This window comes from Moritella sp. 28 (genome assembly GCF_018219435.1).
Classification (GTDB): Bacteria; Pseudomonadota; Gammaproteobacteria; order Enterobacterales; family Moritellaceae; genus Moritella.
The window spans coordinates 1,217,290-1,240,611 of record NZ_CP056121.1 but is presented as its reverse complement, the minus strand read 5'-3'; the positions used below and the strand labels follow the sequence as shown (position 1 = coordinate 1,240,611).

General features: G+C 40.1%; 18 protein-coding genes and 2 pseudogenes. 9 read left to right on the top strand and 11 right to left on the bottom strand.

Annotated features, from left to right (window positions below; all coding sequences use genetic code 11):
- Positions 1 to 99: 99 nt before the first annotated feature.
- The gene (locus tag HWV02_RS05690) at positions 100 to 1,056 is read right to left on the bottom strand and encodes a hypothetical protein (RefSeq protein WP_211689904.1); all 957 of its coding nucleotides are present in this window, start codon (positions 1,054 to 1,056) and stop codon (positions 100 to 102) included.
- A gap of 356 nt (positions 1,057 to 1,412) precedes the next feature.
- Here HWV02_RS05690 and HWV02_RS05685 point away from each other — a divergent pair, with 356 nt between their 5' ends.
- Positions 1,413 to 2,099, top strand: a complete 687-nt coding sequence (locus HWV02_RS05685) for a hemolysin III family protein (protein ID WP_211689903.1) — start codon at positions 1,413 to 1,415, stop codon at positions 2,097 to 2,099.
- A gap of 29 nt (positions 2,100 to 2,128) precedes the next feature.
- Here the strand turns inward: HWV02_RS05685 and HWV02_RS05680 are convergent, their stop codons facing one another.
- The 8 genes and pseudogenes from HWV02_RS05680 to HWV02_RS05645 all read right to left on the bottom strand — a co-directional run.
- Positions 2,129 to 4,801 (bottom strand): nitrate reductase, encoded by a 2,673-nt coding sequence (locus tag HWV02_RS05680; RefSeq protein ID WP_211689902.1) that lies wholly within the window; start codon positions 4,799 to 4,801, stop codon positions 2,129 to 2,131.
- A 242-nt stretch (positions 4,802 to 5,043) separates the two neighbouring features.
- Complete coding sequence (locus HWV02_RS05675) at positions 5,044 to 6,765, bottom strand: phospho-sugar mutase (protein WP_211689901.1); 1,722 nt, start codon at positions 6,763 to 6,765, stop codon at positions 5,044 to 5,046.
- Between the two features lie 200 nt (positions 6,766 to 6,965).
- Positions 6,966 to 7,556, bottom strand: coding sequence for a DJ-1/PfpI family protein (locus HWV02_RS05670; RefSeq protein WP_211689900.1), 591 nt, complete (start codon positions 7,554 to 7,556; stop codon positions 6,966 to 6,968).
- A gap of 35 nt (positions 7,557 to 7,591) precedes the next feature.
- A complete protein-coding gene (locus HWV02_RS05665; RefSeq protein WP_211678883.1) occupies positions 7,592 to 8,221 on the bottom strand; it encodes a LysE family translocator in 630 nt (209 codons plus the stop codon).
- 165 nt (positions 8,222 to 8,386) lie between these two features.
- Positions 8,387 to 8,596, bottom strand: coding sequence for a PhzF family phenazine biosynthesis protein (locus HWV02_RS05660; protein ID WP_211678882.1), 210 nt, complete (start codon positions 8,594 to 8,596; stop codon positions 8,387 to 8,389).
- 19 nt (positions 8,597 to 8,615) lie between these two features.
- Positions 8,616 to 8,891: a putative quinol monooxygenase gene (locus tag HWV02_RS05655; RefSeq protein WP_211674479.1), complete on the bottom strand. Its 276-nt coding sequence runs from the start codon at positions 8,889 to 8,891 to the stop codon at positions 8,616 to 8,618.
- Between the two features lie 221 nt (positions 8,892 to 9,112).
- Positions 9,113 to 10,711, bottom strand: a complete 1,599-nt coding sequence (locus HWV02_RS05650) for a BCCT family transporter (RefSeq protein ID WP_211678881.1) — start codon at positions 10,709 to 10,711, stop codon at positions 9,113 to 9,115.
- 251 nt (positions 10,712 to 10,962) lie between these two features.
- Positions 10,963 to 12,081 (bottom strand): annotated as a pseudogene (locus HWV02_RS05645) (DUF1800 family protein); the annotation flags it as partial.
- A gap of 176 nt (positions 12,082 to 12,257) precedes the next feature.
- Between HWV02_RS05645 and HWV02_RS05640 the strand changes: the two are divergent.
- Positions 12,258 to 13,109 (top strand): tetratricopeptide repeat protein, encoded by an 852-nt coding sequence (locus tag HWV02_RS05640; RefSeq protein ID WP_211689899.1) that lies wholly within the window; start codon positions 12,258 to 12,260, stop codon positions 13,107 to 13,109.
- Between the two features lie 58 nt (positions 13,110 to 13,167).
- Here the strand turns inward: HWV02_RS05640 and HWV02_RS05635 are convergent, their stop codons facing one another.
- Positions 13,168 to 14,052 carry a LysR family transcriptional regulator gene (locus HWV02_RS05635; RefSeq protein ID WP_211689898.1) on the bottom strand — a complete coding sequence of 295 codons (885 nt, stop codon included), beginning with the start codon at positions 14,050 to 14,052 and terminating at the stop codon, positions 13,168 to 13,170.
- Positions 14,053 to 14,168: 116 nt separating this feature from the next.
- On the opposite strand from HWV02_RS05635, the gene rhtB reads away from it, so the two are divergent.
- The 4 genes and pseudogenes from rhtB to HWV02_RS22770 all read left to right on the top strand — a co-directional run bounded on the left by rhtB (position 14,169) and on the right by HWV02_RS22770 (position 16,823).
- Complete coding sequence (gene rhtB / locus HWV02_RS05630; protein ID WP_211689897.1) at positions 14,169 to 14,792, top strand: homoserine/homoserine lactone efflux protein; 624 nt, start codon at positions 14,169 to 14,171, stop codon at positions 14,790 to 14,792.
- A gap of 192 nt (positions 14,793 to 14,984) precedes the next feature.
- Positions 14,985 to 16,082: a hypothetical protein gene (locus HWV02_RS05625; protein ID WP_211689896.1), complete on the top strand. Its 1,098-nt coding sequence runs from the start codon at positions 14,985 to 14,987 to the stop codon at positions 16,080 to 16,082.
- A 136-nt stretch (positions 16,083 to 16,218) separates the two neighbouring features.
- A pseudogene (locus tag HWV02_RS22775) lies at positions 16,219 to 16,612 on the top strand (transposase zinc-binding domain-containing protein); the annotation flags it as partial.
- A gap of 28 nt (positions 16,613 to 16,640) precedes the next feature.
- The gene (locus tag HWV02_RS22770) at positions 16,641 to 16,823 is read left to right on the top strand and encodes a hypothetical protein (RefSeq protein ID WP_255550600.1); all 183 of its coding nucleotides are present in this window, start codon (positions 16,641 to 16,643) and stop codon (positions 16,821 to 16,823) included.
- A 172-nt stretch (positions 16,824 to 16,995) separates the two neighbouring features.
- On the opposite strand, the gene speG is transcribed toward HWV02_RS22770, so the two are convergent.
- Positions 16,996 to 17,505, bottom strand: coding sequence for a spermidine N1-acetyltransferase (speG, locus tag HWV02_RS05615; RefSeq protein WP_211689894.1), 510 nt, complete (start codon positions 17,503 to 17,505; stop codon positions 16,996 to 16,998).
- 480 nt (positions 17,506 to 17,985) lie between these two features.
- On the opposite strand from speG, the gene HWV02_RS05610 reads away from it, so the two are divergent.
- The 3 genes from HWV02_RS05610 to HWV02_RS05600 all read left to right on the top strand — a co-directional run bounded on the left by HWV02_RS05610 (position 17,986) and on the right by HWV02_RS05600 (position 23,261).
- On the top strand, positions 17,986 to 20,223 hold the full coding sequence (locus HWV02_RS05610) for an NADP-dependent isocitrate dehydrogenase (protein WP_211689893.1): 2,238 nt from the start codon (positions 17,986 to 17,988) through the stop codon (positions 20,221 to 20,223).
- Positions 20,224 to 20,494: 271 nt separating this feature from the next.
- The gene (locus HWV02_RS05605; RefSeq protein WP_211689892.1) at positions 20,495 to 22,372 is read left to right on the top strand and encodes an acyltransferase family protein; all 1,878 of its coding nucleotides are present in this window, start codon (positions 20,495 to 20,497) and stop codon (positions 22,370 to 22,372) included.
- Between the two features lie 181 nt (positions 22,373 to 22,553).
- Positions 22,554 to 23,261: a pseudouridine synthase gene (locus HWV02_RS05600; RefSeq protein ID WP_075476804.1), complete on the top strand. Its 708-nt coding sequence runs from the start codon at positions 22,554 to 22,556 to the stop codon at positions 23,259 to 23,261.
- Positions 23,262 to 23,322 lie beyond the last annotated feature (61 nt).

The following is a 23,322-nucleotide window of genomic DNA, read 5'->3' as shown; positions in this document are numbered from 1 at the left end:
ATCAACAGCAGGATTATACCTCGATAGTAGTGGTATGTCCGCTAATATATCGCACTCAAATTGGTAATTTTCGCTAGTAGAATACTCTTTTACGCGATATTAATCTAATACTGTTAACGCACTTAATGTCACAATACCAACACGTCCAGTACTCCCCCAACTAGCTTCAGCCGTCAGTAATAATTGCTGTTCGCCTTGCCAAAGAATACTTTCCCATTGTCCGTAAGGCGTAAGGTTAAAGCGCTTTGCAACATCCCAATTCAAGTCTTTATTTTCAACAGGAATAATCCAAATGAAGGGATGTTTGTAAATCATATTGCTATCATAACCAAGTAAAACCAGCTGACCTGTGTCAGCATTATAATCTGCCGCTGTTATCAACCCGTCCACATTCAGTGTTTGGTCTGGAATCACTGGGATTACCTTATCACTTGCTGTACCGCTAGTAATTTCAATTAAATCTAGACGATACAAGCGACTTTGAAAGTTCGTCCAATTTTTGCTTAAGACCCACAGTTCTTCATCAACCACAGCCGACGCCTCACAATCATAATCATGCATATACATGGTTAACGCTTCTTCAGGTTTATCCGCCATTGAAAAACGAGTGGTGTTAATCGCAGCAATACTTGAACCGTCCTCCGCTGTCATAAGTGCGTCAGTATCTATGTTAATAATGGTGCGACTGTCACGGGTTCCCTGGTTGTTACCGCAATCCATAACAAATAGATTACCGGAATCTTGCGCTAACGATTCCCAGTCATAGCTGATGACGTCATTGACATAGACCTGTTTAATAACCTTCCCTGTTTTCTCATCTATTTGATATAAATTAGCACCGTCCCCACTATCATTAGCCGTCCAAGTTTGCCCGCTAAATTGAGCCAGCGAAGAGCTTTCCTTCACACTATTTTGTAGTGATGTTTGTATTTGGATCTCAAGTACAGGATAGTTTTGCAGAGGTCTTGACCAATAAAAGTGGCCTATGACAGCAACAACGCCTGCAATCAATAAGCCCCACACGACTATTTTCGATGTCAATTTCAATGCTGTCATAATTATTCTCTGCTATTTTCTGTGATATCAATGATCGAACTATCTAAAACCTTCATTTTAAAATAAAAGTACAATTATATATACCCAAGCTACTTCAAAATACAAAATCAGCAAATCGAATGGAGAAAATATTCAAGGCTTGAAGTCGAGGATACCTTCGTTCGGCTGCCTTGCTCGTCTCTGGTATAGCATCAGAGAAGTAACTTGGGTATAGCATTGATAATAGTCCTTAATATTATAAAAAATCATTTTATAATATTTTAAAAAAATAGAATGAATTTATTGCCTTTAAATTAAAATACTTTAAGCGTACACTTGTACGTCTAAATGGTAGAACAACTAAACGAGGATGATGTATGCCAGACAGTGCTACACCAATAATAACGAATATAGGTACGGTAGCCGCCCCTTATAGTGTAAAAGAAGAAGCCGCGAACACTTGGTCTCATATCATCGGTGCATTACTGAGTATCGTCGCGCTTATCGTACTATTAGTACCCTCAATACAACAAGCTGATCCTTGGCGTATTACCAGTTTTAGTATTTATGGCATCTCGATGTTTTTATTATTTTTTGCATCAAGTGCTTACCATTATGCAACGGTTCCAGCGACTAAAGCAAAATTAAAAACTCTCGACCATTGCGCTATTTTCTTGCTAATAGCTGGGACTTACACTCCACTATTACTCATTGAATTGCGTGGTGTATTAGGCTGGAGTATCTTTGCTGTGGTCTGGTCAATGGCGATATTTGGTATCATAGCTAAAATCTATTGGGCTGAACGATTTAAGAAGGTATCGCTGTTTTTCTATCTTATTATGGGTTGGTTAATTGTTTTTTCTGGCGATGAATTATTAGGTAAACTCGCCACCGGCGCACTGTATTGGCTGATTGCCGGTGGACTTGCTTATTCAATTGGCGCAATCTTCTATGCCAATAAACGTATTCCGTATAACCACGCTATTTGGCACATATTCGTGTTACTCGGTAGCGCTTGCCACTTTGTGACAATTTACCTTTATATACTGCCAGTAAGCCACTAATCCGATGAGTTAAATCTCTTAGCAATGAATTAACTCACCAGGGTAATGGCAATTTCACAACTTGCCATTACCCGTTTAATTTCGGGAATACAAGAACCACACCCGGTCCCCGCTTTGCTGCAACCGCCAACAGCTTCAACAGTATCAGCGCCTGATTCGACGGCTTTAATAATGTCATTCTCCGTCACTTGATGACATGCACATATCATACGACTTGACGGGGTTTCCGCTTCTCCTTTTAGCGTTGCACGTAAACCGACATCCGGCGTTAACATGGTTAAGCTGGTTAACCAAGAATCATCATCAACATCATTAGCAGGGGTTACCATTAAGCTGACATCCAAATTGTCCTGAAAGCTCATAGCAAAACGGTATTTCTGTTCGGCTGCATTGTTATAATCAACTTGCTTGGTCATATAGCCATTATACAAGGCTAATTTTAATTGCTGAAAGAAAGTCGCAGGCTCAGCAACACTCGCAAGATAATATAAGAAACCTTGCTCTAAACGACGCTCAACCCAATAATCCACCATAGGTAATATCTTAGCAACTTGTAAACGACGTTGACTCCATAACGCAGCACGAGATGAATGTGACCACGCACTGACGCTCACGGGAGTATACTTGTTTTCCGGTTGTCCAGATAACGGATCGGTATGTCCAGCTACTAAACTAGAAATAGCACCTGCACTAGCGTTTTGACGACTCCAATGAATCGGTAGAAATAACTCACCAGGGTTTTGGCTCACCGTGGCATGTGTACGTACTAGAAGCTTACCTTGTAAACTTTCAACCGCAACTAAGCTACCGTCAACAAGACCGCGTTCGGTGAGATCTTGTGGGTTAATCGACAATAACGGTTCAGGCATATGACCGTTAAGTTTTGTTGCTAACCCTGTTCGGCTCATGCTGTGCCATTGGTCACGGTTACGACCCGTATTTAAAATCATTGGATAATCTTTACAGACTTCGCTTGCCGCTGATCTGTAATAAAGCGAGATGAAATTAGCTTTACCAGACGGTGTTGAAAACTGGCCATCAGTGAATAATCGCGCTTGTGACTCGTCACCATGTATTGGCCACTGCATAGGCTGGTGCTCTTGATAATCTTGTTCTGCTAATACCGCGATATCTAAACCTCGCGGTAAAGTTTCTTGTTTAAATCCGGTCATCTGCGCATATTCAGAAAATACGTCTGCTTCGCTGTCAAAACTAAATGCTTTACCAAACCCCATGCGTTTGGCTACCTCAGCTAATAACCACCAATCGGCTTTTGCTTCACCCACACTCGGTAAGAAACCACGTTGACGCGATATACAGCGTTCTGAGTTAGTCACGGTACCGGTTTTTTCACCCCACCCCTGCGCAGGTAACAATACATCGGCACAGGCGATGGTATCTGATTTAGCAATACAATCAGAGACAACCACCAGCGGGCAATTTAATAACGCCTGCTGAATTTTGTCAGAATCCGGTAAGCTTACAACAGGATTGGTACCCATAATCCAAATTGCTTTAATCTTGCCTTCGTGCACTTGGTCAAACATATCAATAGCTTTGGCACCAGTATTTGTCGCCAATTTATCGGTATGCCAGAATTCACTCACCAGTGCATGACTTTCTGGGGTAAAATCCATGTGCGCGGCTAGCATACTGGCAAGGCCACCCACTTCACGGCCACCCATGGCATTAGGCTGACCGGTCACAGAAAATGGACTAGCGCCCGGTTTACCAACACGGCCTGTCGCTAAGTGACAGTTAATAATTGCATTTACTTTGTTCGTACCACTGGTCGACTGATTGACACCTTGACTAAATAGCGTCAAGGTTTTATCAATATCAGTAAAACGACGGAAAAAAGCCATCATAATATCGAGTTCAAGATTACAGAATTCAGCCAGTTCAGCCCAACTTGGTGTTGATTGATAAGCAGACGCGAGTGCTTCTTCAAAACCTTCGGTATGTTGAGCGATATAATTGAGGTCACATGCATTTTCTTGATCAAGAAATTCTAACAAACCATTGTAAAGTGCGACATCCGTACCCGGTCGAATAGCTAAATGCAAACTCGCTATATCACAGGTGTCCGTGCGACGCGGGTCGATGACAGTTATTTTCAAATTCGGATTTGCCATTTTCGCCTGTTTAATACGGCGGAATAAAATGGGATGACACCAAGCGAGATTCGAGCCCACTAAACAAATATGTTCAGCTTCTTCAATATCGGCATAACAGGCAGGTACTGCATCTTCACCAAAGGCTCGTTTATGAGCGACAACAGCAGAAGACATGCACAGACGTGAATTAGAATCAATATTACTGCTGCCGATGAAACCTTTCATCAATTTGTTGGCAATATAGTAATCTTCGGTAAGTAACTGACCCGATACATAAAAGGCTACAGCATCAGGGCCGTGCTCGGCAATCACTTTGTTAAACGATGATGCAACATAGCTTAATGTGGTTTCCATACTCTGCGCTTGGCCACGAATATAACATTCGGTAAGACGTCCTTCTGGGACTAGGGTATCGGCTAGCGTTAATCCTTTAGAGCAAAGATTACCTAAATTGGTTGGGTGTGATTCATCACCACGAATAGTAACGGAGTTATCTTGATTTACTTGCGCTTCGACACCACAACCGGTACCGCAATAAGGACATGTCGTTTTAACCCACTTGGGTATTTGTTTTAGCTTCTGCATATGTTCATCCTTGTTTACGCATATTCATATTCATTTATATATAGATAAAGCAAAAATTCAGCCAAGTCTATAGTTTTGGGGGAAGTAGGCGTAGATCACAAGGAAAATGTATTTAAAATACGTGAAAATAAGGGTTACAGTAAATTTTAGTACTTTGAAATAAGGTTTTAAAGGACGATAGTAGTGCTTGAAATAGCTAAGCGCACCAAATTAGTGCGCAAAATCATAATAATAAAATCGACTTACTGAGGCAATGATGCCTGATGAACCAAAATAAAGGCATCCATCTCGGCCTGAGCTCGAGCCTGAACACTATCTAAACTATCTTCAGCGGTCATGGTTTCGACCACTTCATAATAACATTTGATTTTAGGTTCAGTGCCTGACGGCCTAACAATAACGCGCGAGCCACCTGCTAACTTGAAGATAAGCACATCACTAGCAGGTAAATCAATTGACTCTGTAGAGCCATCTTTAAAGATTCGTAGACCGCTGCTAATATCATCCGTACTCAAAACCTGTTTATTAGCAATCTCTGTCGGTAGATCTTTACGCAGACAATCCCCAATGTTCGGCGTCGTCGGTTGAAGGGCTATACTCACCTGAGTGTTTAAGTGAAACCCATGCTCACGATAAATCTCTTCTAACCGATCCCAAACAGTCTGTCCTTGGCTAGCCAACTCTGCCGTTAACAGGGCAAATGCCACAAGTGCAGATAAACCATCTTTATCCCATACCATAGAGCCAACCATATAACCTAAGGCTTCTTCATAGGCAAACAAACACTGGTTATCATCACTTTGCTCAGCCATAGCCACATTCGTTAACCACTTAAAACCAGTCAGGGTTGTCAAACAAGTAGCACCTAGGCTAGCTGCTACTTTCGATAATAGACTAGAGGAAACAATAGTTGTGCAGGTTAAACGATTATGTTCACTTGCGTGATTCATGAGGTAATGACCCAATAATACGCCGACCTGATCGCCAGTGAGCATCTGATACTTACCAGTCTCTGTACGCACAGCCACAGCAAACCTATCTGCATCAGGATCGTTAGCACAAGCCAGCGTTGCATCATGCTTCTGCGCCTCGGCAATAACAAGATCCATCGCACCTTTCTCTTCAGGATTAGGGAAATTGACTGTCGGAAAGTCTCCATCAGGCTCTCGCTGCAACGCCACTGAATAAACCTGAGATATCCCTGCATCGTTAAGCACTGTTTCGGCCATTTCGGCGCCAACACCATGCATGGCAGTATAGGATAGGCTCACTAACTCTGGCCGGGTATGATTCTGCAGCACAGCTGCATCCTTTATCCCTTGGCGGTAGCTTTGATAGTAATCATCCTCCAGCATAATAAGTCGACCTTCAGCACACGCGGCTTCAAGTGTCAGTAAACGAATACTTTCTGTTGCTGCCTTATCTATACATGCTGCGATTCCTGAATCATGAGGCGGAATGATCTGTGTACCGTTACCCCAATATACCTTATACCCATTATACTGAGGCGGATTATGGCTAGCAGTTACGACAATACCCGCAGCGGCATTAAGGTGAGTTACCCCAAATGCAACTAACGGTGTCGGCGCTACCTTACTGGTCAAATAAACTTTAATTCCCATTGCAGCGAGTACACCTGCAGCATCGTGGGCAAACTGCTTTGAATCATGGCGGCCATCGTATCCAATGACAACACCTCGAGTCTCAATATCTTTTACCTGTTGTTTAAGGTATGCACCTAAACCCGCAGAAGTTTGTTGTACTACTAAGCGATTCATTCTCATAGGACCAGCGGCAACAATACCTCTAAGCCCAGCAGTACCAAATGCGAGCCGTCCCGAAAATCGTTGCTGCAACTCAGCTTCATTATTGATATCAAGAAGCGCCTGCAATTCCTGTCGAGTACGGGGATCGGGATCGCTTTTAATCCAATGATTAACTTTAAACTTTAAATTTGTATCCATAATTCACTTCACCTGATATCAATTGTACTGCCCAGCCAAAAACCCGACCAGCAAATGAAAATAATTATCATTACACTAATCCTAGCATCCATAGAGAACAAGGAAATTTTCACTTTAGAAGAAAAGGTAGATAAAAAAATATGATATTAATCATCATAGGTGGATTACTGCTCAAACAAAACAGACAAGATTAAATAATTTCAGATCATAACGGCATAAGGGTCATTATTCGCATCGTCATTCCACTGATACTCAGTCAAATGTTCAATACGTTTAGCCTCAGACTTTCCTTTGAGGTGCTGTATATAAAAAAGTGCGGCATCAGTACCCGCAGAGACACCTGAAGAAGTCAAAAACTTACCATCATCAACCCAACGAGCACTAGGCTGCCAATGCACTTTATTTGATAAGCTCGTCACCCAATTATAAGCCATCTTGTTTGTCGTCGCTTGGCTCCCGTCCAATATGCCCGCTTGAGCCAATAAAGCAGAACCAGTACAAATAGAAAACACCTTTGCGGACACTTTTTCCTGTTTTTGTAACCAGATCATCAACGTCTGATCTTCGACCAGCTTTCGAGTACCTAAACCACCAGGAATAATAAGCAGATCACATGGAGTCACAGTATCTAAATTAACATCCGTAACAACTCTTGGTCCTTGATAGCTTCTCGTTATATATTTAGAACCAACGAGTTTTATTTCTACATTTACCATATGCCCAAGCATCTCAATTGGCCCATGTAAATCCAACGTTTCATAATCATCAAATACCAAAGCTAGAATTTTCATCGTGTTTTCTTTTGTGGCTACAGATAAACTTAATATTACTTACTTATCGCCAAATACGCACCTGCTGCGATCATAATACTACCAGCACCTCGGTTTAATCGCTGATGTGCCGCTGGTGTCTTTAGCATTCCAGCCATTCGACTCGCACCTAAAGCGATCAACATCAACCCAGACATCAAGGCAATCGATGACAAGACGGATACTAACGCAATATCTTGCGCCGTTAGTACGGTCAGATCGATAAACGTTGGCAAAAATGAAATATAAAACAAGATCACTTTCGGGTTTGAGGCTGAAATTAAAAAACCTTGAGTAAAACTCGCTAACATTGCTTTTTCTTTCTGCGCTGTTGTTTCAGCTTGAATGTCACTTTTAATCTGAGGTAAGGCTTTCAGCATTTTATAACCAAGATAAATCAGATAACTGGCGCCTAAATAACGAATAGCGGTGAATACTTCGGACCAGTTCTCAGCAATGGTAGCAAGACCCAAACAGGCCAATATTAGATAAAGCACATCACTACCAATCATCCCCATTGCGAGCATGATACATTTTTTGGGGCCATCGACCATGGCTCGCGCCAAGATCGCAAATACACCCGGTCCAGGTGTGATACCAAAAATAAATATCGCGATAAAAAATGTAATCGCAGACTCAAGTGACATTTACAGTTCCTTATAAATAGGTTTTTTTATAAATGATTCAGCACAATAAAAATGACTACATCATAGCCATTCATCGAACCGATTTTATTCGCGACGCCACCCACTTTAACACTGGTTATCTTAGCGTCCTGAAACCAACAGATGCTGTGATAATCGACGCACAATTCATCGCCCTGCCTTGTTCAAAAATATAGTCATTGGTGGTGGTAAAAAAGACACCTCAAAATCGACTTCATCATTCGACACAAAGGCCGTTTCAGAATAGCCAACCGCTTGCGCTACCTTTAGCTTTTGCGCATCTGATAGCTTATCGGCATTAAGCACCACGCCCGCAGGGTTGCCACCAGAATCTCCTTTCTCTGTATTCACTGACATATTGTTAACCGATTATAACTTACTCAAGTATCTCATAATGTCTTTCTACATTAGCGGCAGCCTTGCCCCACGCTGAGTTTTTAACCCTAGCTTGGTGCTGATCAAACGCAGCCTTATTAATGAATTCTTCATACACATCGAAACGGTTAAGGTTAATTTCAGATTGAGTGACGTTAAACATCAAGCATCCTGGTTCATTACGCGTTAACTCTTTATGACTTATTAGCGCTTTCTTAACCGCAGACAAATCAGCCGTCGGGACTATGATAAATCCTTTTAGAATTACTTTATTCATCCATATCTCCGTGTGTATTTAAAATAACCCATATCCTAAAATATAACGTAAAACACACCGTTGAAATTATAATGCGTGAAATTTGCGATCTGACTAGAACAAAAAACGGCCTCAAGCATACATTTGAGGCCGTTGGCGTTCACCAAATGACATTTTAAAAGATGTCATTTTCAAACTTAAATTTAATACTTAAGCTTTAACACTTAACTTTCAATTCAGTTTTACTTGTATAAATGGCGCTCTGAGTTCAGACCTTTAATGAGGCTGACACACATGATTAGCAATACAAACGTAAATGGTAATGCCGTCGTTACAACACCGGCTTGCAGAGCTTGTAGAACTTCCGTACCACCCACCCATAGCATAACACCCGCAATTGTACCTTCTACAGTGGCCCAAAAAATGCGTTGTGGCACTGGCGCGTCAATCTTACCGCCCGATGTGATGCTGTCGATCACAAGTGAACCAGAGTCAGATGACGTAATAAAGAAGATTAATACTAAGATAATCGATAATACTGATAACACATCACCAAACGGCAGAGCATCGTATACGTGAAATAAAGACAGTGAAATATCAGTTAAACCATTGGTACCCAATTCACCGACTTTATTAACAACTTGATCGATAGCAATACCACCGAACGTCGCCATCCACACAAGTGTTATTAGCGTTGGAATAAAGATCACCGCACAAAGGAATTCACGTACTGTACGGCCTTTAGAAATACGTGCAATGAACATACCTACGAATGGTGACCATGAGATCCACCATGCCCAGTAGAATACAGTCCAACCGTGCATCCACGCTGTATCATCACGACCATGAGGATTACTTAAACTAACAAAATTTTGTGCATAAGCAATAAGGGTTTCAGGAATTGATACCGTTATCACATCAAAGCCAATGATCATGACAAAAATAAGTAATGCGAACGCAAACAGCATATTGATATTGCTCAATACTTTAACGCCACCGTCAATACCACGTATAACCGAGAAGATCGCAATTAAAGTCACAAAGGCAATCACAATCAATTGTAAGCCAATACCGCCATCAATACCAAACACGTGATTGATACCACTTGCCGCTTGTTGCGCGCCTAGACCAAGCGATGTCGCAAGACCAAATAACGTCGCAAGCACAGCCATAACATCAACAATGTGTCCAGCCCAGCCCCACGCTCTGTCACCAATTATCGGATAGAATACCGAACGAATTGATAGCGGAAGTCCTTTGTTATAAGCAAAGAAAGCCAATGATAAGGCAACGATACCGTAGATAGCCCAGCCATGGATACCCCAGTTATAAATCGTTGCGGCAAGTGCTAACGATTTTGCTTCAGGCGTTAGTGGCTCAACATTAAATGGTGTTCCCCACCAGTTAGTGAAGTAAGCCGTCGGCTCTGCAACCCCCCAGAACAACAGACCAATACCCATACCTGCCGCAAATAACATCGCCATCCAAGAAATGGTTGAATGCTCTGATTTTGCTCCTACACCACCAATACGGATCTTACCAAGCGGCGATAAGATCAATACCATAGTGAAAAAGACAAAGAAATTAGTCGACCACATAAAGAACACATCAAAGTCTGCCATGATGCTATTTCTAACACTGTTTAATGTTTCTTTAGCGGTAGTTGGGTCAACGAGGAGGAGTGCGGAAAGGAAGAAGAAAATGAGGCCGGCGCTAATGCCGAATACGGGGTTATGTATATCGAAACCCCACTTTTGAACGTTATCTTGACCGACTTGGTAGTCAGTGGTTTCAATACTATATTTGTTGAACGTACTATTTTTGTTTAACGAGCTATCCATAAATTATGCTTGAGCATATATCCTGCAATACTTTTTAATCGAAAAGTAAAAACGAAAAGTTCACCAGTTATAACCATGGTGATACCAATGATAAAACGCTTAACAGGGTAACAAAAACGCTATTGAAACTCAAATAAGCTCTATTTATAGCGTTTTCAACAATATAACGGAATGAAACACATAAAACCTACATATATACATTTATAATCACTTATAGCATGCGTAATATCATACCAGTGAAGTGGTTACACCTTGACGTCATCATCGAGTAAGATAGCTTGTACAACGGCAGCTAAATCACCACGTATACCTTCGCCATTGTCATTAAATACCGTTGCAATACGTTTAATATAATCGGATGATGGATTTGATGACACCAAGCGCTGGATTAACTGGCGGCTAATAAAAGGCCCGACATTGGGATGATTAAATAATATATCGAGACTGATAAACAATTCCTTATCTGCTTTCATTCCCGCAGTGATACTCTGACCAAATAATACTTTTTCGTTGTAGTCATGCTGTTGAGGCGACAACGCCATAAAAGTGTCATAACGCCCACTACGACGATGACCATATCGTTTATTTTCGACTAAATCCCAACCTGTAAATACCCGAGCTAAGTTTTCAACATCAGCTTGTTGATAGCTCGGAACTTTATTCCCCTGTTTATCCAAAATAACTCGTCCACTGATGTCTAATTGATATAGCCCAATACTGAATGACTGCATCACTTTACGGGCATAGTTTTCGTCTGGGAAAGTATTTTCATTCAGATTAGCTTTACGATTACCTTGCATCGATAGGTAAACCCCCATCGTGGGCGACAAGGTGATATCTTGCAATAAATCACGGTAATTACCAAAGCTATGCTTCACGAACAGATCGTAATACCAAGCTAAACCATCACCGTATTTAGCCAATGTAGATTCTTGACTCGACACAACAAAGATCTGCGACAAAGCAAATGCCACACGCTGACGTAATTGATCTTTAGCCGTTAACGCATGTTCTAGCCAAACTGATTCTTGTGATTTTAAACAAACACGATCTTTTTCCTGTTTAGTATTACTCACACTATTAACGTTTAAATTACGCTTATTATCAGCTGAATTAAATTGTGCAGTTAACGGATAATGCCAACTGGGTGCCAATTGCATCTGCGCAGTAATCCATTGCTGACGCGTGATTTTCTGAACACTTAGCAATATTTCAGCTGTTGGCCCAAAACTAACTTGATACGATAATTTTTCCGCCGCATTACCATTTTCCGTAGTCGCTTCCGTATTAGTGCAGGCAAACGCAGAGGTTGAATTTAAACAAGCAAGCAGAGCACAACTGATACCATTTATAAATAAAGATTTACTCATCCTAGAACACATCCTTGATACCGGTAACCATCAATATATGTTGTTTTTGTTTTGACGACAGTGATCAAGATCTCACTCATGGATAGATACACTAGACTTGATTATAATAACTTGATCCCCCATATGTCTTTCATATACCGAATTTATATCTATACGCAATTTGACGGAGTTAATCAGTGCAGAATTATATCCTTGACCTTACCAGTGACAATTTTCAAGAGATTTTACTACAAGGTAAATACTCGCAGCCAATCGTCATTGATTTCTGGTCTGAACGTGCGCCAGAAAACCAAGTAAGTGCCCGCCTATTAAATATCGCCCAAAGCTTAAATGGCCAAATAATCCTTGCCCGATTAAATTGCGACCGTCATCCTGAATTAGCTCAGCAATTTGGCATCAAAAGCCTACCGACGACAGCCATCTTTAAGGATGGTAAACCCGTTGATAGTTTTGTCGGAGAGCAAGAAGAAGCTGCGATTCGTGAAATCATTAGTCGTCATTTACCAAAGCAAGAAGAAGTATTATTGCAACAGGCACAGATGTTGTTAATGGATAGCAAATTTACAGAAGCAGTGCCACTAATGGGTCAAGCTTACGAGCTAGCACCAGATAATACCGATATCAAAATAGCTTATGCGCAAGCATTACTCGGTTCACATCAAGTTGAAGCCACTGAAGCATTACTTGATACATTTGCTGAAGATGAACAACAAAGTAACCAATATAAAACGCTACGCTCACATTTAGAGACCGCTAAAAAATCAGCTCAAACACCGGAAATCATCGCATTAACAGCTGCGTATGAAGCAAACCCAGATGATTTACAAGTTGCTTATGATCTGGCTCTGCAACTTCAAATTGCCAACAAACATAACGATGCGATGGTATTGTTATTTAAGATCTTAAGCACGGAATATGATTTCTTAGAGGGTGGCGCAAGAAAAGTTTATTTAGAATTATTATCGGTAATGACTGATGCTGCACTCGTGGCTGACTACCGCCGTAAACTATATAGCTTGATGTACTAATAACTTAACCCAAAGCCCTGATATACCTAGCTCAGGGCCTTATTGTACTTTACAGCCCCTATGGTGCAACAACATCAATCGATTCAAGCTCACTTAAGTGCTTCATAAATAGTTCCTGTAGCCTTGGCTGGCGGGGATGATAAGCATGCATTAATATCAATTTTCTATCATACTTTCTATCAGGAATAATAACGCTAGTAATTGTCTCGCTGTACTGCTCTAATCCTGCCCATACTGGTACCAACGACACACCGACCTCTTCTGAAACAAGTTGAGTAATCGCTTCAAGTGAATCCAGATCGAAGATCGTATTTTTAGTCATCCCTTTCTCAATCATATATAATTCAGACATCTGCCCTCCCCAACAAGTAGGGTCATATCGGATATAAGGGTTGCTATCAAGTATTTCAGTTATAGTCCCTTTTATGCTTTTATGATGAATTAGGACCAAAGGTTCATCCCTTAAAATCCAGTATCTCAACGATTTAGGTATAGTAGAGGCAGGCATAACCATGATAGCAGTATCAATATCACCATCGATCAGGCTGCGGTATAAACCAATCGAAGTATCCGGTGTAATATGAAACTTTGCTTCAGGTGCCGAGGCTCGAATTGACTTAAGCGTCGCCGGAATAAAAGCAGCTAACGAGGTAGAATTAGCCCCAATCCTTAACGTGCCACTAAACCCTGATACCTGAACGGCTTCAAGTAGATATCTAGCCTCCCTAACAAAAGATTTAGCTTTTGGAAGAATAGTTAAACAAGCATCCGTTGGCTGAACTGTATTACCAGCTCGGCTGAATAGCTTACACTTAAATTCACGCTCAAGTGACAGAATTCTCTGACTGACTGCGGCAGCTGTTATCATTTGTGACCTTGCAGCCCCAGCAATTGAGCCTTCCTCTGCAACAGCAATCAGGCTATCAATAAATCTAGTGTCCATAACTTTTCCTTACGAAGAAAGAAACATAAACATACTATGTCTAACGAACAATTCTAATTAAACTAGCTCTAATTACAGCTCAAGTCCAGAGCTATCACTATTAACCAGAGTAATCTATGAATCTTGATTTATGGTTGGCATTTTTAGTTGCCTGCATCGTACTGGCCATATCCCCTGGCGCAGGGGCGGTAAATAGCATGTCTATCGCCATGAAACATGGCTTTAAACGTAGTTTAATCTCTAACCTTGGATTACAAGTTGGTAATATCATTAATATTACAATTGTAGGGGCAGGGCTAGGTACATTACTTGCCCAGTCTGAGGTCATGTTTTTTACAATCAAGTGGGCAGGTATTATTTATCTGATTTATCTAGGGGTCCAGAAATTCAGAGAAAGTACCACCGACTGCAGTGAATTAGAACGTAGCCAGGATGCAAGTGCATGGAAAGTGTTTGCTCAAGCAGTATTTATCAACATAACCAATCCTAAAAGTATTGTTTTTCTAGTTGCCTTATTACCTCAGTTCATCGATCCATTAAGCTCATACTTACAGCAAATGCAGATTCTTGGTATTACTATGGTCGTTGTGGATCTGACGGTAATGGCGGGTTATTCAATACTAGCGACCAGAGTGGCACATTTAATACAGAACAAACGCCATCTTATGATTCAGAATCGAGTTTTCGGCTGCATGTTTATTGGCGCAGGCACATTACTGGCAGCGATCAGTAGAAACTAATATTAGCGACGACACCCTGTGTTTTAATTGGGCATCCACTACGGATTAGCTTCGATAGGATTAAATTGTTAACCCTTCAAAGCCTTGTCATATAAGGGAACTTCATGATCTTACCCTGCCACACTAACGGGAAAGAGCCAGAATTATTTACAGGGTAAATCAGAACGAAGATACTTTTTAGAATACAACATTGTGGCCAAATTAGTTGACCACTTCATTAGCACTATATTAAGAGAAATTGAAATGAAGGTTACATTATTTAATAGAAATACGAATCACCTTAAATCATTTTTATTGTTAGGTATTTTAAGTTCTTCAATAGTTATTAGTGGTTGTGGCTCTGATTCAGGCCCAACACCAACACCAACACCAACTCCAATACCAATACCAACACCAACACCAATACCAACACCAACACCAACACCAACTCCAACACCAACTCCAACTCCAACTCCGTTATTAAACCAATTGTTAACTGCAAGTGTTAAAATAATTGATAATCAGGCAGAAGTTAGTCTTATTTATAAGACATCTGTAGACTCTATAGACTTCCCCGCTTGCACTCTGACAAATATGAATTCTAAACAACGGAAGGTTACGGCTAAAATTGCAAGCAGCAATAAAAACAACAGGTTAGAGTGTATTTTTGATAATATTTATGATCGAGATACATTTGTTGGTGCCAATGACATCACTATTCAACAGCCTCATGATAATAACGAACCAAAAGTATCATTATTTATACCCTATAATGTTGAGGTTTTAGATGAAGCATCTCTTGTTGGTTTAATACTCGATCCCGAATGGAACAAAATTCCGACCTTTAATTATAAAGATACTGAAGATAATTCAGTAAGACCTTCAGTAATAGCTATGCCATCTATTGATGATGGGTATATTGCTTATACCGCCCCAATCAGTACTTTTGATCCAGAAAAGGAGCATAATAATTTTTTCAATACAGAGCAAGCTCAGGAGTATTGTCAGAAATTTGGCTGGAGCATACCTTATATTGGTGATGAGTCAGATAGTGAGGCTAACCAAAAAGGGGCGACTATGAAAGTATTAAGCAGATATGATGTATTCTCAGTTTTTGATCAAAGTGAATACGGAGATGCTTGGAACTTAAATTATAGAAACAGAAATAATTTGACACACTCTAAAAATAAAACCATGACTGAATGGTATGATACTTGGAAAAATGGTGTTGGACGTGAAGAGGCACAATTTGAAGAATACGATCAATTCATTTGCAGTAAGGTTGGTAAATCTACTTATTCAGCACAATAAAATATAGATCTTCGCTTCGTCTTGAAGGTAAGGAACATTGAAATCCCTTACCTTGAACATCGGCCACCTGCAGCGGCAACTAACATTCTGTAAATTTAACGATTCATAATAGGCATAAGCAGGTATCTTCCTGCTTATGCACCCAAACAAACCACTCAAAGACCTCTTCAATAAAATAATGCCTCGTTAACGTATCTTAATCAGCATATAGGTCCTGTGCGTGATGCTGTGATTGAGAATGTCACTAAAATGCTCGCTTGCGGCACTGCTGCATTCGGCTCTCGAAAATATACCTGTTCAAATGGCAATTGCTCTCATACCAAATACATACACCAAACTTGCAAATCTAGAGCCTGTAATAGCTGTGGCACCCTTTGGGAAATATTCCGTTATAACCGTTCGTTACTAGGGCTTTTATATAACGGTGCAGCGCAAACATTAATAGCGTGGGCAAAGAAAAAGGCATTGAGATGGGTATCTTCAGCGCACTCCACACGTACGGTCGTCAACTTAACAGGAATGCAGATATCCCAGAAGCAAGTGGACGTTAAAACTAAAATGTCATCGCTAGATAATAGACTACTGAGTAAAAAAATATCAGGCGGAGGGGCAAATGTTACAAACACATATTTTGTTGATTCAGAAAATATACCACTAAAAGTCATCACCAGTGGCGATGAAAATAAATCATCTGAATATCTCTACACGCCTTATGGATATCGTAGCGAGGGCGATATTTAGACCAACAGTTACTGCGAATTTTCCGTTTGCAGTAACAAGCTGATGTTGTGTACAAATGGGGTGTTTCACTTACTTCTATTTGTACACATTAAAGCCATGCATTAATCGAAGCTCTACGCCGCTTAAAAATCCGCCTCACAATCTATTGGTATAGCAGCTTACGAGAGAGTATTTACAGATACTTATCTTGTAAAATATACATACGTTTTACATCTCGATATTGACCATTAATAAAAATATCTTTTACAAAAAATCCCTCTTCTACAAAACCGCATTCTTCATAAAGATGGATCGCTTTTTCGTTTTCTGTCGCAACCACTAAATAAACTTTATGTAAATTCAAAATAGTGAACGAATAATCCAATGCTCTGTTGATGAGTTCTCTAGCAAAGCCTTTACCTTGGTGCTCTGTATTAATAATAATTTGGAATTCAGCTCGACGGTGAATGTAATCAATCTCGATTAATTCGACTAAACCAATTAGCTCTTTCTTCATATTTTCCACAACAAAACGTCGCTCTGCATTATCGTGGATATGCCGATTATAAAGCTCTTCGAGTTCACCAAATGATTCGTATGGTTCTTCAAACCAGTACGACATTATATTACGGTTATTATTTAAATTATGAACAAAGCGGAGATCACTTCGCTCAAGAGCCCTCAAACATAATTTCTCATTCATAATTATTTCCTATTGTAGTATCACTTTTATCAAGCACACGCAAAACAGGTGACGATATCCAAATAGCTTACTCTCAGTGCTTATATTTATGTTCATCCACGAACATCATATAATGGAGTCTATCGCAAGCCACTGAAAATGTAGTTCTTTAGTTAAGAAATGGTTACAAACAACTTATCATTTAGTTATTTCGAACACAAAGACATTATAATATGCAGGTAAGTACAACCATCACAAATAATTACAAAGTGGTATGATTTCAAGTATTTTGAAGTTAAACAAGATGGATAGTACGATTTTTATGATACTATGAAAAAAGTAGATACGGAACATCTGCTAGGATAACAGCTGTTGCGAATTCTGCAACCTAGCTATAACAATTTTCAATCCCTCTAGAATCTGCTCTTATTTAAAAGACGCTAGCAGACGATGTTCCGAACAGTAACAGGGGGACAATACGCTAGTAATCCAGGGAATAATATGTCTGACAAAAATTCAACGATTATCTATACATTAACGGACGAAGCGCCGTTATTAGCAACCTACTCACTTCTACCTATTATTGAAACATTCACGTCAACAGCGGGAATTGATATAGTTAAAAGTGATATATCTGTTGCAGCCAGAATTCTGGCCGAATTTCCAGATTATTTAACTGAAGAACAGAAATTATCTGACAACCTCAGCGAACTAGGTCGTCTGACACAAGATTCAAGCACTAACATTATTAAACTGCCTAACATCAGTGCATCTGTGCCACAGTTACAAGCAGCGATTAGTGAATTACAATCTCAAGGTTTCAACATTCCAAACCTGCCAGAAAACCCACAAACTGACGAAGAAGAATTACTTCTACAACGCTACTCGAAAGCACTTGGTAGTGCGGTAAACCCTGTACTTCGTGAAGGTAATTCAGATCGTCGCGCACCAAAAGCAGTTAAAAACTTCGCCCGTAAACACCCGCACTCAATGGCTAAATGGAGCCAAGCATCACAAACTCACGTTGCACATATGCGTGAAGGTGACTTCTACCACGGCGAGAAATCAATAACGCTAGATCGTGCACGCGATGTAAGAATGGAACTGCTTACAGATACTGGCGAAAGTATCGTACTGAAAGAAAAAATAGCATTACTTGATGGCGAAATTATAGATAGCATGTACATGAGTAAAACAGCGCTATGTGATTTCTACGAACAAGAAATGCAAGATGCTTACGAAACCGGCATGATGTTTTCGCTACACGTAAAAGCAACAATGATGAAAGTATCTCACCCGATTGTGTTTGGTCACGCGGTCAGAATTTTCTACAAAGACGCATTTGCAAAACACGATGAGTTATTTAAAAAACTTGGCGTAAATGTAAATAATGGTTTATCTAACCTTTATGATAAAATTGCTGACTTACCAAGTTCACAACGTGAAGAAATTCGTCGTGATTTACACGCATGTCACGCCAATCGTCCAGAGTTAGCGATGGTTGATTCCGATAAAGGTATCTCTAATCTACACGCGCCAAACGATGTTATCGTGGATGCGTCTATGCCTGCTATGATCCGTAGTGGCGGTAAGATGTGGGGCGCAGATGGTCGTCCAAAAGACACTAAAGCCGTGATCCCAGAATCAACGTTCGCCCGTATTTACCAAGAAATAATCGCATTCTGTAAAACCAACGGCGCATTTGATCCAGTCACTATGGGTAGCGTACCAAATGTTGGTTTGATGGCACAAAAAGCCGAAGAGTACGGTTCACACGACAAAACGTTTGAAGCACCAGCAACAGGCGAAGCACGTATTGTGGATGTCGACACTGGTGAAGTACTGATGACTCAAAACGTTGAAAAAGACGATATCTGGCGTATGTGCCAAGTTAAAGATGCACCAATCCGCGACTGGGTAAAACTCGCAGTGGCACGTGCACGTGAATCCGATACTCCCGTCGTATTCTGGCTTGATCGCTACCGTCCGCATGAAAATGAACTGATCACTAAGGTAAATGAATACCTTAAAGATCACGACACTGAAGGTTTAGACATTCAGATCATGTCACAAGTACGTGCGATGCGTTACACACTTGAACGTGTTGTACGTGGCCTAGATACAATTTCAGCGACAGGTAACATTTTACGTGATTACCTAACCGATCTATTCCCAATTATGGAACTCGGTACAAGTGCTAAAATGCTGTCTATTGTTCCGTTAATGGCGGGCGGAGGCTTGTTTGAAACAGGTGCAGGTGGTTCAGCACCTAAACACGTACAGCAACTTGTTGAAGAAAACCATTTACGTTGGGACTCACTCGGTGAATTTCTGGCGTTAGCCGTTTCACTAGAAGCCGTAGCGAAGAAAACAGACAGCACTAAAGCTAAAGTACTTGCTTCAACGCTAGATCAAGCAACTGAAATGCTACTTGATAACGGTAAGTCACCATCACGCCGTACTGGTGAGCTGGATAACCGCGGTAGTCACTTCTACCTTTCTCTGTTCTGGGCTAAGAGCCTATCTGAGCAAACTGAAGACAAAGAACTCGCTGCACAATTTACGCCTTTAGCTGCAAGTCTTGCTGAAAATGAACAAAAAATTGTCGAAGAGCTAAATTCAGTTCAAGGCAAAGCTGTCAATATTGGTGGCTACTTCAACGCAGACCCAACTAAATTAGAAGCAATTATGCGCCCAAGTAAAACATTCAATGATTTACTGAGTACTGCGCTTAGCTAAGCAATAACCGTTGCGTATATTCAGCCCGCAATAGATTAATCTATTGCGGGCTTTTTAATTTTTATATTCTAAAGACACTCGCCACATTCAATTAATATATCGCGTATCTCTTACTCCTATTTCTCATCATAATTTTGATGTCTCTTGTAGCTAAAGCTTTCTTTTTGGAAACCGTGATTTAAAATAGTATATGAAAGGTGACAATGACGTAGAATCGAATGTTGCGATACATTGGAAGCAAAGATCACGACAATTACGTCTGAAGGTATACATGGTAAAATTTAGAAACGATATAAATGGGTTAAGAGCAATCGCACTTATTGCTGTCGTATTGTTCCATTTTAATCCGAGCATCGCGCCCGGTGGTTTTGCTGGTGTCGATATTTTCTTTGTCATTTCTGGTTTTTTAATGACTGGTATTATCTTTAAAGGATTAAACACGGATTCATTAAATTTAGCTGATTTTTACTTATGCAGAGCAAATAGAATTATTCCCCCGCTCGCTGCTCTTTGCTTCATATTATTATTCATTACTTGGTTTATATTGCCGCCATTCGACTATCTAACCCTAGGTAAGCATGCCGCTAGCAGCATCACTTTTCTATCAAACATTACTTATTTTTATGAATCTGGTTACTTTGATGCGAGCGCCTATGAAAAATGGTTGCTACATACCTGGTCATTATCCGTAGAATGGCAGTTCTATATTATATACCCCATTATACTGCTGTTTTTAAAACGCTATTTATCTCTCGAAAATTTAAAACGCCTGTTAATAGTAGCCACTATCCTAGGGTACATCTTTTGCGTTGTAGCAACAGAGAGATGGCCTACATTCGCTTATTATTCTCTCCCAACCCGTGCTTGGGAAATGTTGTTAGGCGGTGTCGCTTATTTCTACCCGATAAAACTACACGAGAATCAAAAAAGATTACTCGAAATCATCGGTATTACCTTAATACTATTATCATTTACGCTCACGTCTAAAATAACGCCTTGGCCGGGCTACGTGGCTTGTGTGCCTGTATTTGGTACCTATCTCATTCTACTGAGTAACCGAGAGACCAGTATATTTACTAATAACAGATTATTTCAAACACTCGGGACATGGTCATACTCAATCTATCTCTGGCATTGGCCTATTGCGGTCTATGGCGTGTATTACCAATTAGATAACTGGGTGCCAATTGGCATCGTATTGTCTGTGGTTTTTGGTGCACTTAGCTATTATCTTATTGAACAAAATCAGTTTGAAAACCGAAAAAAAACACTTGCTTTTACACTCATTACAACCTTGGCTTTTGTCGTTTTTTATAAATCGACCCCCTTTCTGTTATATCAAATATCCGGTATGCCGAAACAAATTATTGCAGCCAATTTAGACCAATCAGATAAAGGTGAGCTTTATACTTGGCAAATGATGAACACATTAAAAAATAACAAAATTGATAACAATAAATTAAATGTTATGTTTATCGGTGATTCTCAATCAGCAGATTTTGTTAATGTCATCAATGAGAAAGTAAGTGTCATTAATAATGACCGAATTAATTTTATGGCTCAAAAAATATCAGCCAAATGTGGCGTTTTTTACCACCTTCCAGAGCCATTAAATGCGCTCTACGATAAGATTAACCTTTCTGAAAATATCGGCGAGAAAAAGTTACTTAAATGTGCTGCAAAAATCAGAGAAATAACAGCTGACTCTCGCTTAATCAATACTGACTTTATTTTTCTTGCGATGAATTGGCGTAATTGGTCTTTAGACTATAATCTCGACGCAATTAAACAGATAAAACAAAAAAATCCACGAGTAAAAATATACATTATCGGTAATAAAGGTATGCACAAACCACTGCCTATTATAATGGTTAACGCCTTTAAAGATGATCAAGATGTAAGCGAAGTCGTGTTCAAATCACTGCCTGAAACGAATATTAAAAATAATGATTTCTTCCGTAAAAATCAGAATTCAGGTTATCAATTTATTAATATGACTTACGCATTCTGCCCAGTTAAAAAATGTAATGTCGTCGATAAAACTGGCCTGCCATTTTACTATGATGAAGTACATATAACAAAACAAGGAGCTATGTATCTCTCTGACAGGCTAAAACCACTATTACCCCCAGAGTTTTATGCACCCTAAACTGATTTACCGTAAGCTGTACCTAACAAAAACACCTAACAATCGTCGCTTTCATACCAATGTATTTTAGCCGCTAATTAAATTACCCTTTATTAAATTTATCTAAATTAAATTACCTTATAAATAGCCCTTCAAAATTTGCTACAATTGCCTCATAAGCATTTTAATTATTAGCGATACCATGTCAAAACCAGCACCAGCAAAACCAAAACTAACTCTAGGTAGAAAGAAGGGCCCATCTGAACAGGCTAAAAAGAGCCAAATCAGCTACTCCAATACGGTAAAACCACGTGGTAAAAGCAATCGCCCACAACATACTAAACCAAAAGACGCTGGTCCAACCCAAGTGTATGTATTCAATAAACCTTACATGGTACTAACTCAGTTTACTGATGCAGATAACCGTGAAACCTTAAAAGACTATATCAAGGTGCCGGATATTTATGCAGCTGGTCGCCTAGATCGCGACAGCGAAGGGTTACTATTGTTAACCAACAATGGTCGCCTCCAAGCAAAGCTGACTCAACCAGGTGAAAAAACAGAAAAGACCTATTGGGTCCAAGTTGAAGGTGAACCAAGTCCAGAAAAACTGAACGATTTACGTTACGGCGTGGTATTAAAAGATGGGTCAACACTGCCAGCTAAAGTTGAAATAATGACAGAGCCTAATATATGGCCACGTGTACCGCCAATTCGTGAACGCCAAAATATTCCAACCACTTGGTTATCTATTACAATTATTGAAGGACGTAACCGTCAAGTTCGTCGTATGACTGCACACATTGGGCACCCTACCCTGCGTTTGATCCGCTATAGCATTGGTCCTTGGACGTTGGATAACATCCAACCAGGTGAACTAGTTGAAAGCAGTATTAACATGATGAATTAGTACCAAAGTCTGTTTTTGCGCTAGCCTTCATGGTAAAATTCGCGCGATTGGATCTTAGGAT

What these genes read in the sequence shown, in the direction of transcription:
- HWV02_RS05690 (WP_211689904.1), bottom strand. Translation starts at nt 1,056, where the DNA reads ATGACAGCATTGAAATTGACATCGAAAATAGTCGTGTGGGGCTTATTG.
- HWV02_RS05685 (WP_211689903.1), top strand. Translation starts at nt 1,413, where the DNA reads ATGCCAGACAGTGCTACACCAATAATAACGAATATAGGTACGGTAGCC.
- HWV02_RS05680 (WP_211689902.1), bottom strand. Translation starts at nt 4,801, where the DNA reads ATGCAGAAGCTAAAACAAATACCCAAGTGGGTTAAAACGACATGTCCT.
- HWV02_RS05675 (WP_211689901.1), bottom strand. Translation starts at nt 6,765, where the DNA reads ATGGATACAAATTTAAAGTTTAAAGTTAATCATTGGATTAAAAGCGAT.
- HWV02_RS05670 (WP_211689900.1), bottom strand. Translation starts at nt 7,556, where the DNA reads ATGAAAATTCTAGCTTTGGTATTTGATGATTATGAAACGTTGGATTTA.
- HWV02_RS05665 (WP_211678883.1), bottom strand. Translation starts at nt 8,221, where the DNA reads ATGTCACTTGAGTCTGCGATTACATTTTTTATCGCGATATTTATTTTT.
- HWV02_RS05660 (WP_211678882.1), bottom strand. Translation starts at nt 8,596, where the DNA reads ATGTCAGTGAATACAGAGAAAGGAGATTCTGGTGGCAACCCTGCGGGC.
- HWV02_RS05655 (WP_211674479.1), bottom strand. Translation starts at nt 8,891, where the DNA reads ATGAATAAAGTAATTCTAAAAGGATTTATCATAGTCCCGACGGCTGAT.
- HWV02_RS05650 (WP_211678881.1), bottom strand. Translation starts at nt 10,711, where the DNA reads ATGGATAGCTCGTTAAACAAAAATAGTACGTTCAACAAATATAGTATT.
- HWV02_RS05635 (WP_211689898.1), bottom strand. Translation starts at nt 14,052, where the DNA reads ATGGACACTAGATTTATTGATAGCCTGATTGCTGTTGCAGAGGAAGGC.
- rhtB (WP_211689897.1), top strand. Translation starts at nt 14,169, where the DNA reads ATGAATCTTGATTTATGGTTGGCATTTTTAGTTGCCTGCATCGTACTG.
- HWV02_RS22770 (WP_255550600.1), top strand. Translation starts at nt 16,641, where the DNA reads ATGTCATCGCTAGATAATAGACTACTGAGTAAAAAAATATCAGGCGGA.
- speG (WP_211689894.1), bottom strand. Translation starts at nt 17,505, where the DNA reads ATGAATGAGAAATTATGTTTGAGGGCTCTTGAGCGAAGTGATCTCCGC.
- HWV02_RS05610 (WP_211689893.1), top strand. Translation starts at nt 17,986, where the DNA reads ATGTCTGACAAAAATTCAACGATTATCTATACATTAACGGACGAAGCG.
- HWV02_RS05605 (WP_211689892.1), top strand. Translation starts at nt 20,495, where the DNA reads ATGGTAAAATTTAGAAACGATATAAATGGGTTAAGAGCAATCGCACTT.
- HWV02_RS05600 (WP_075476804.1), top strand. Translation starts at nt 22,554, where the DNA reads ATGTCAAAACCAGCACCAGCAAAACCAAAACTAACTCTAGGTAGAAAG.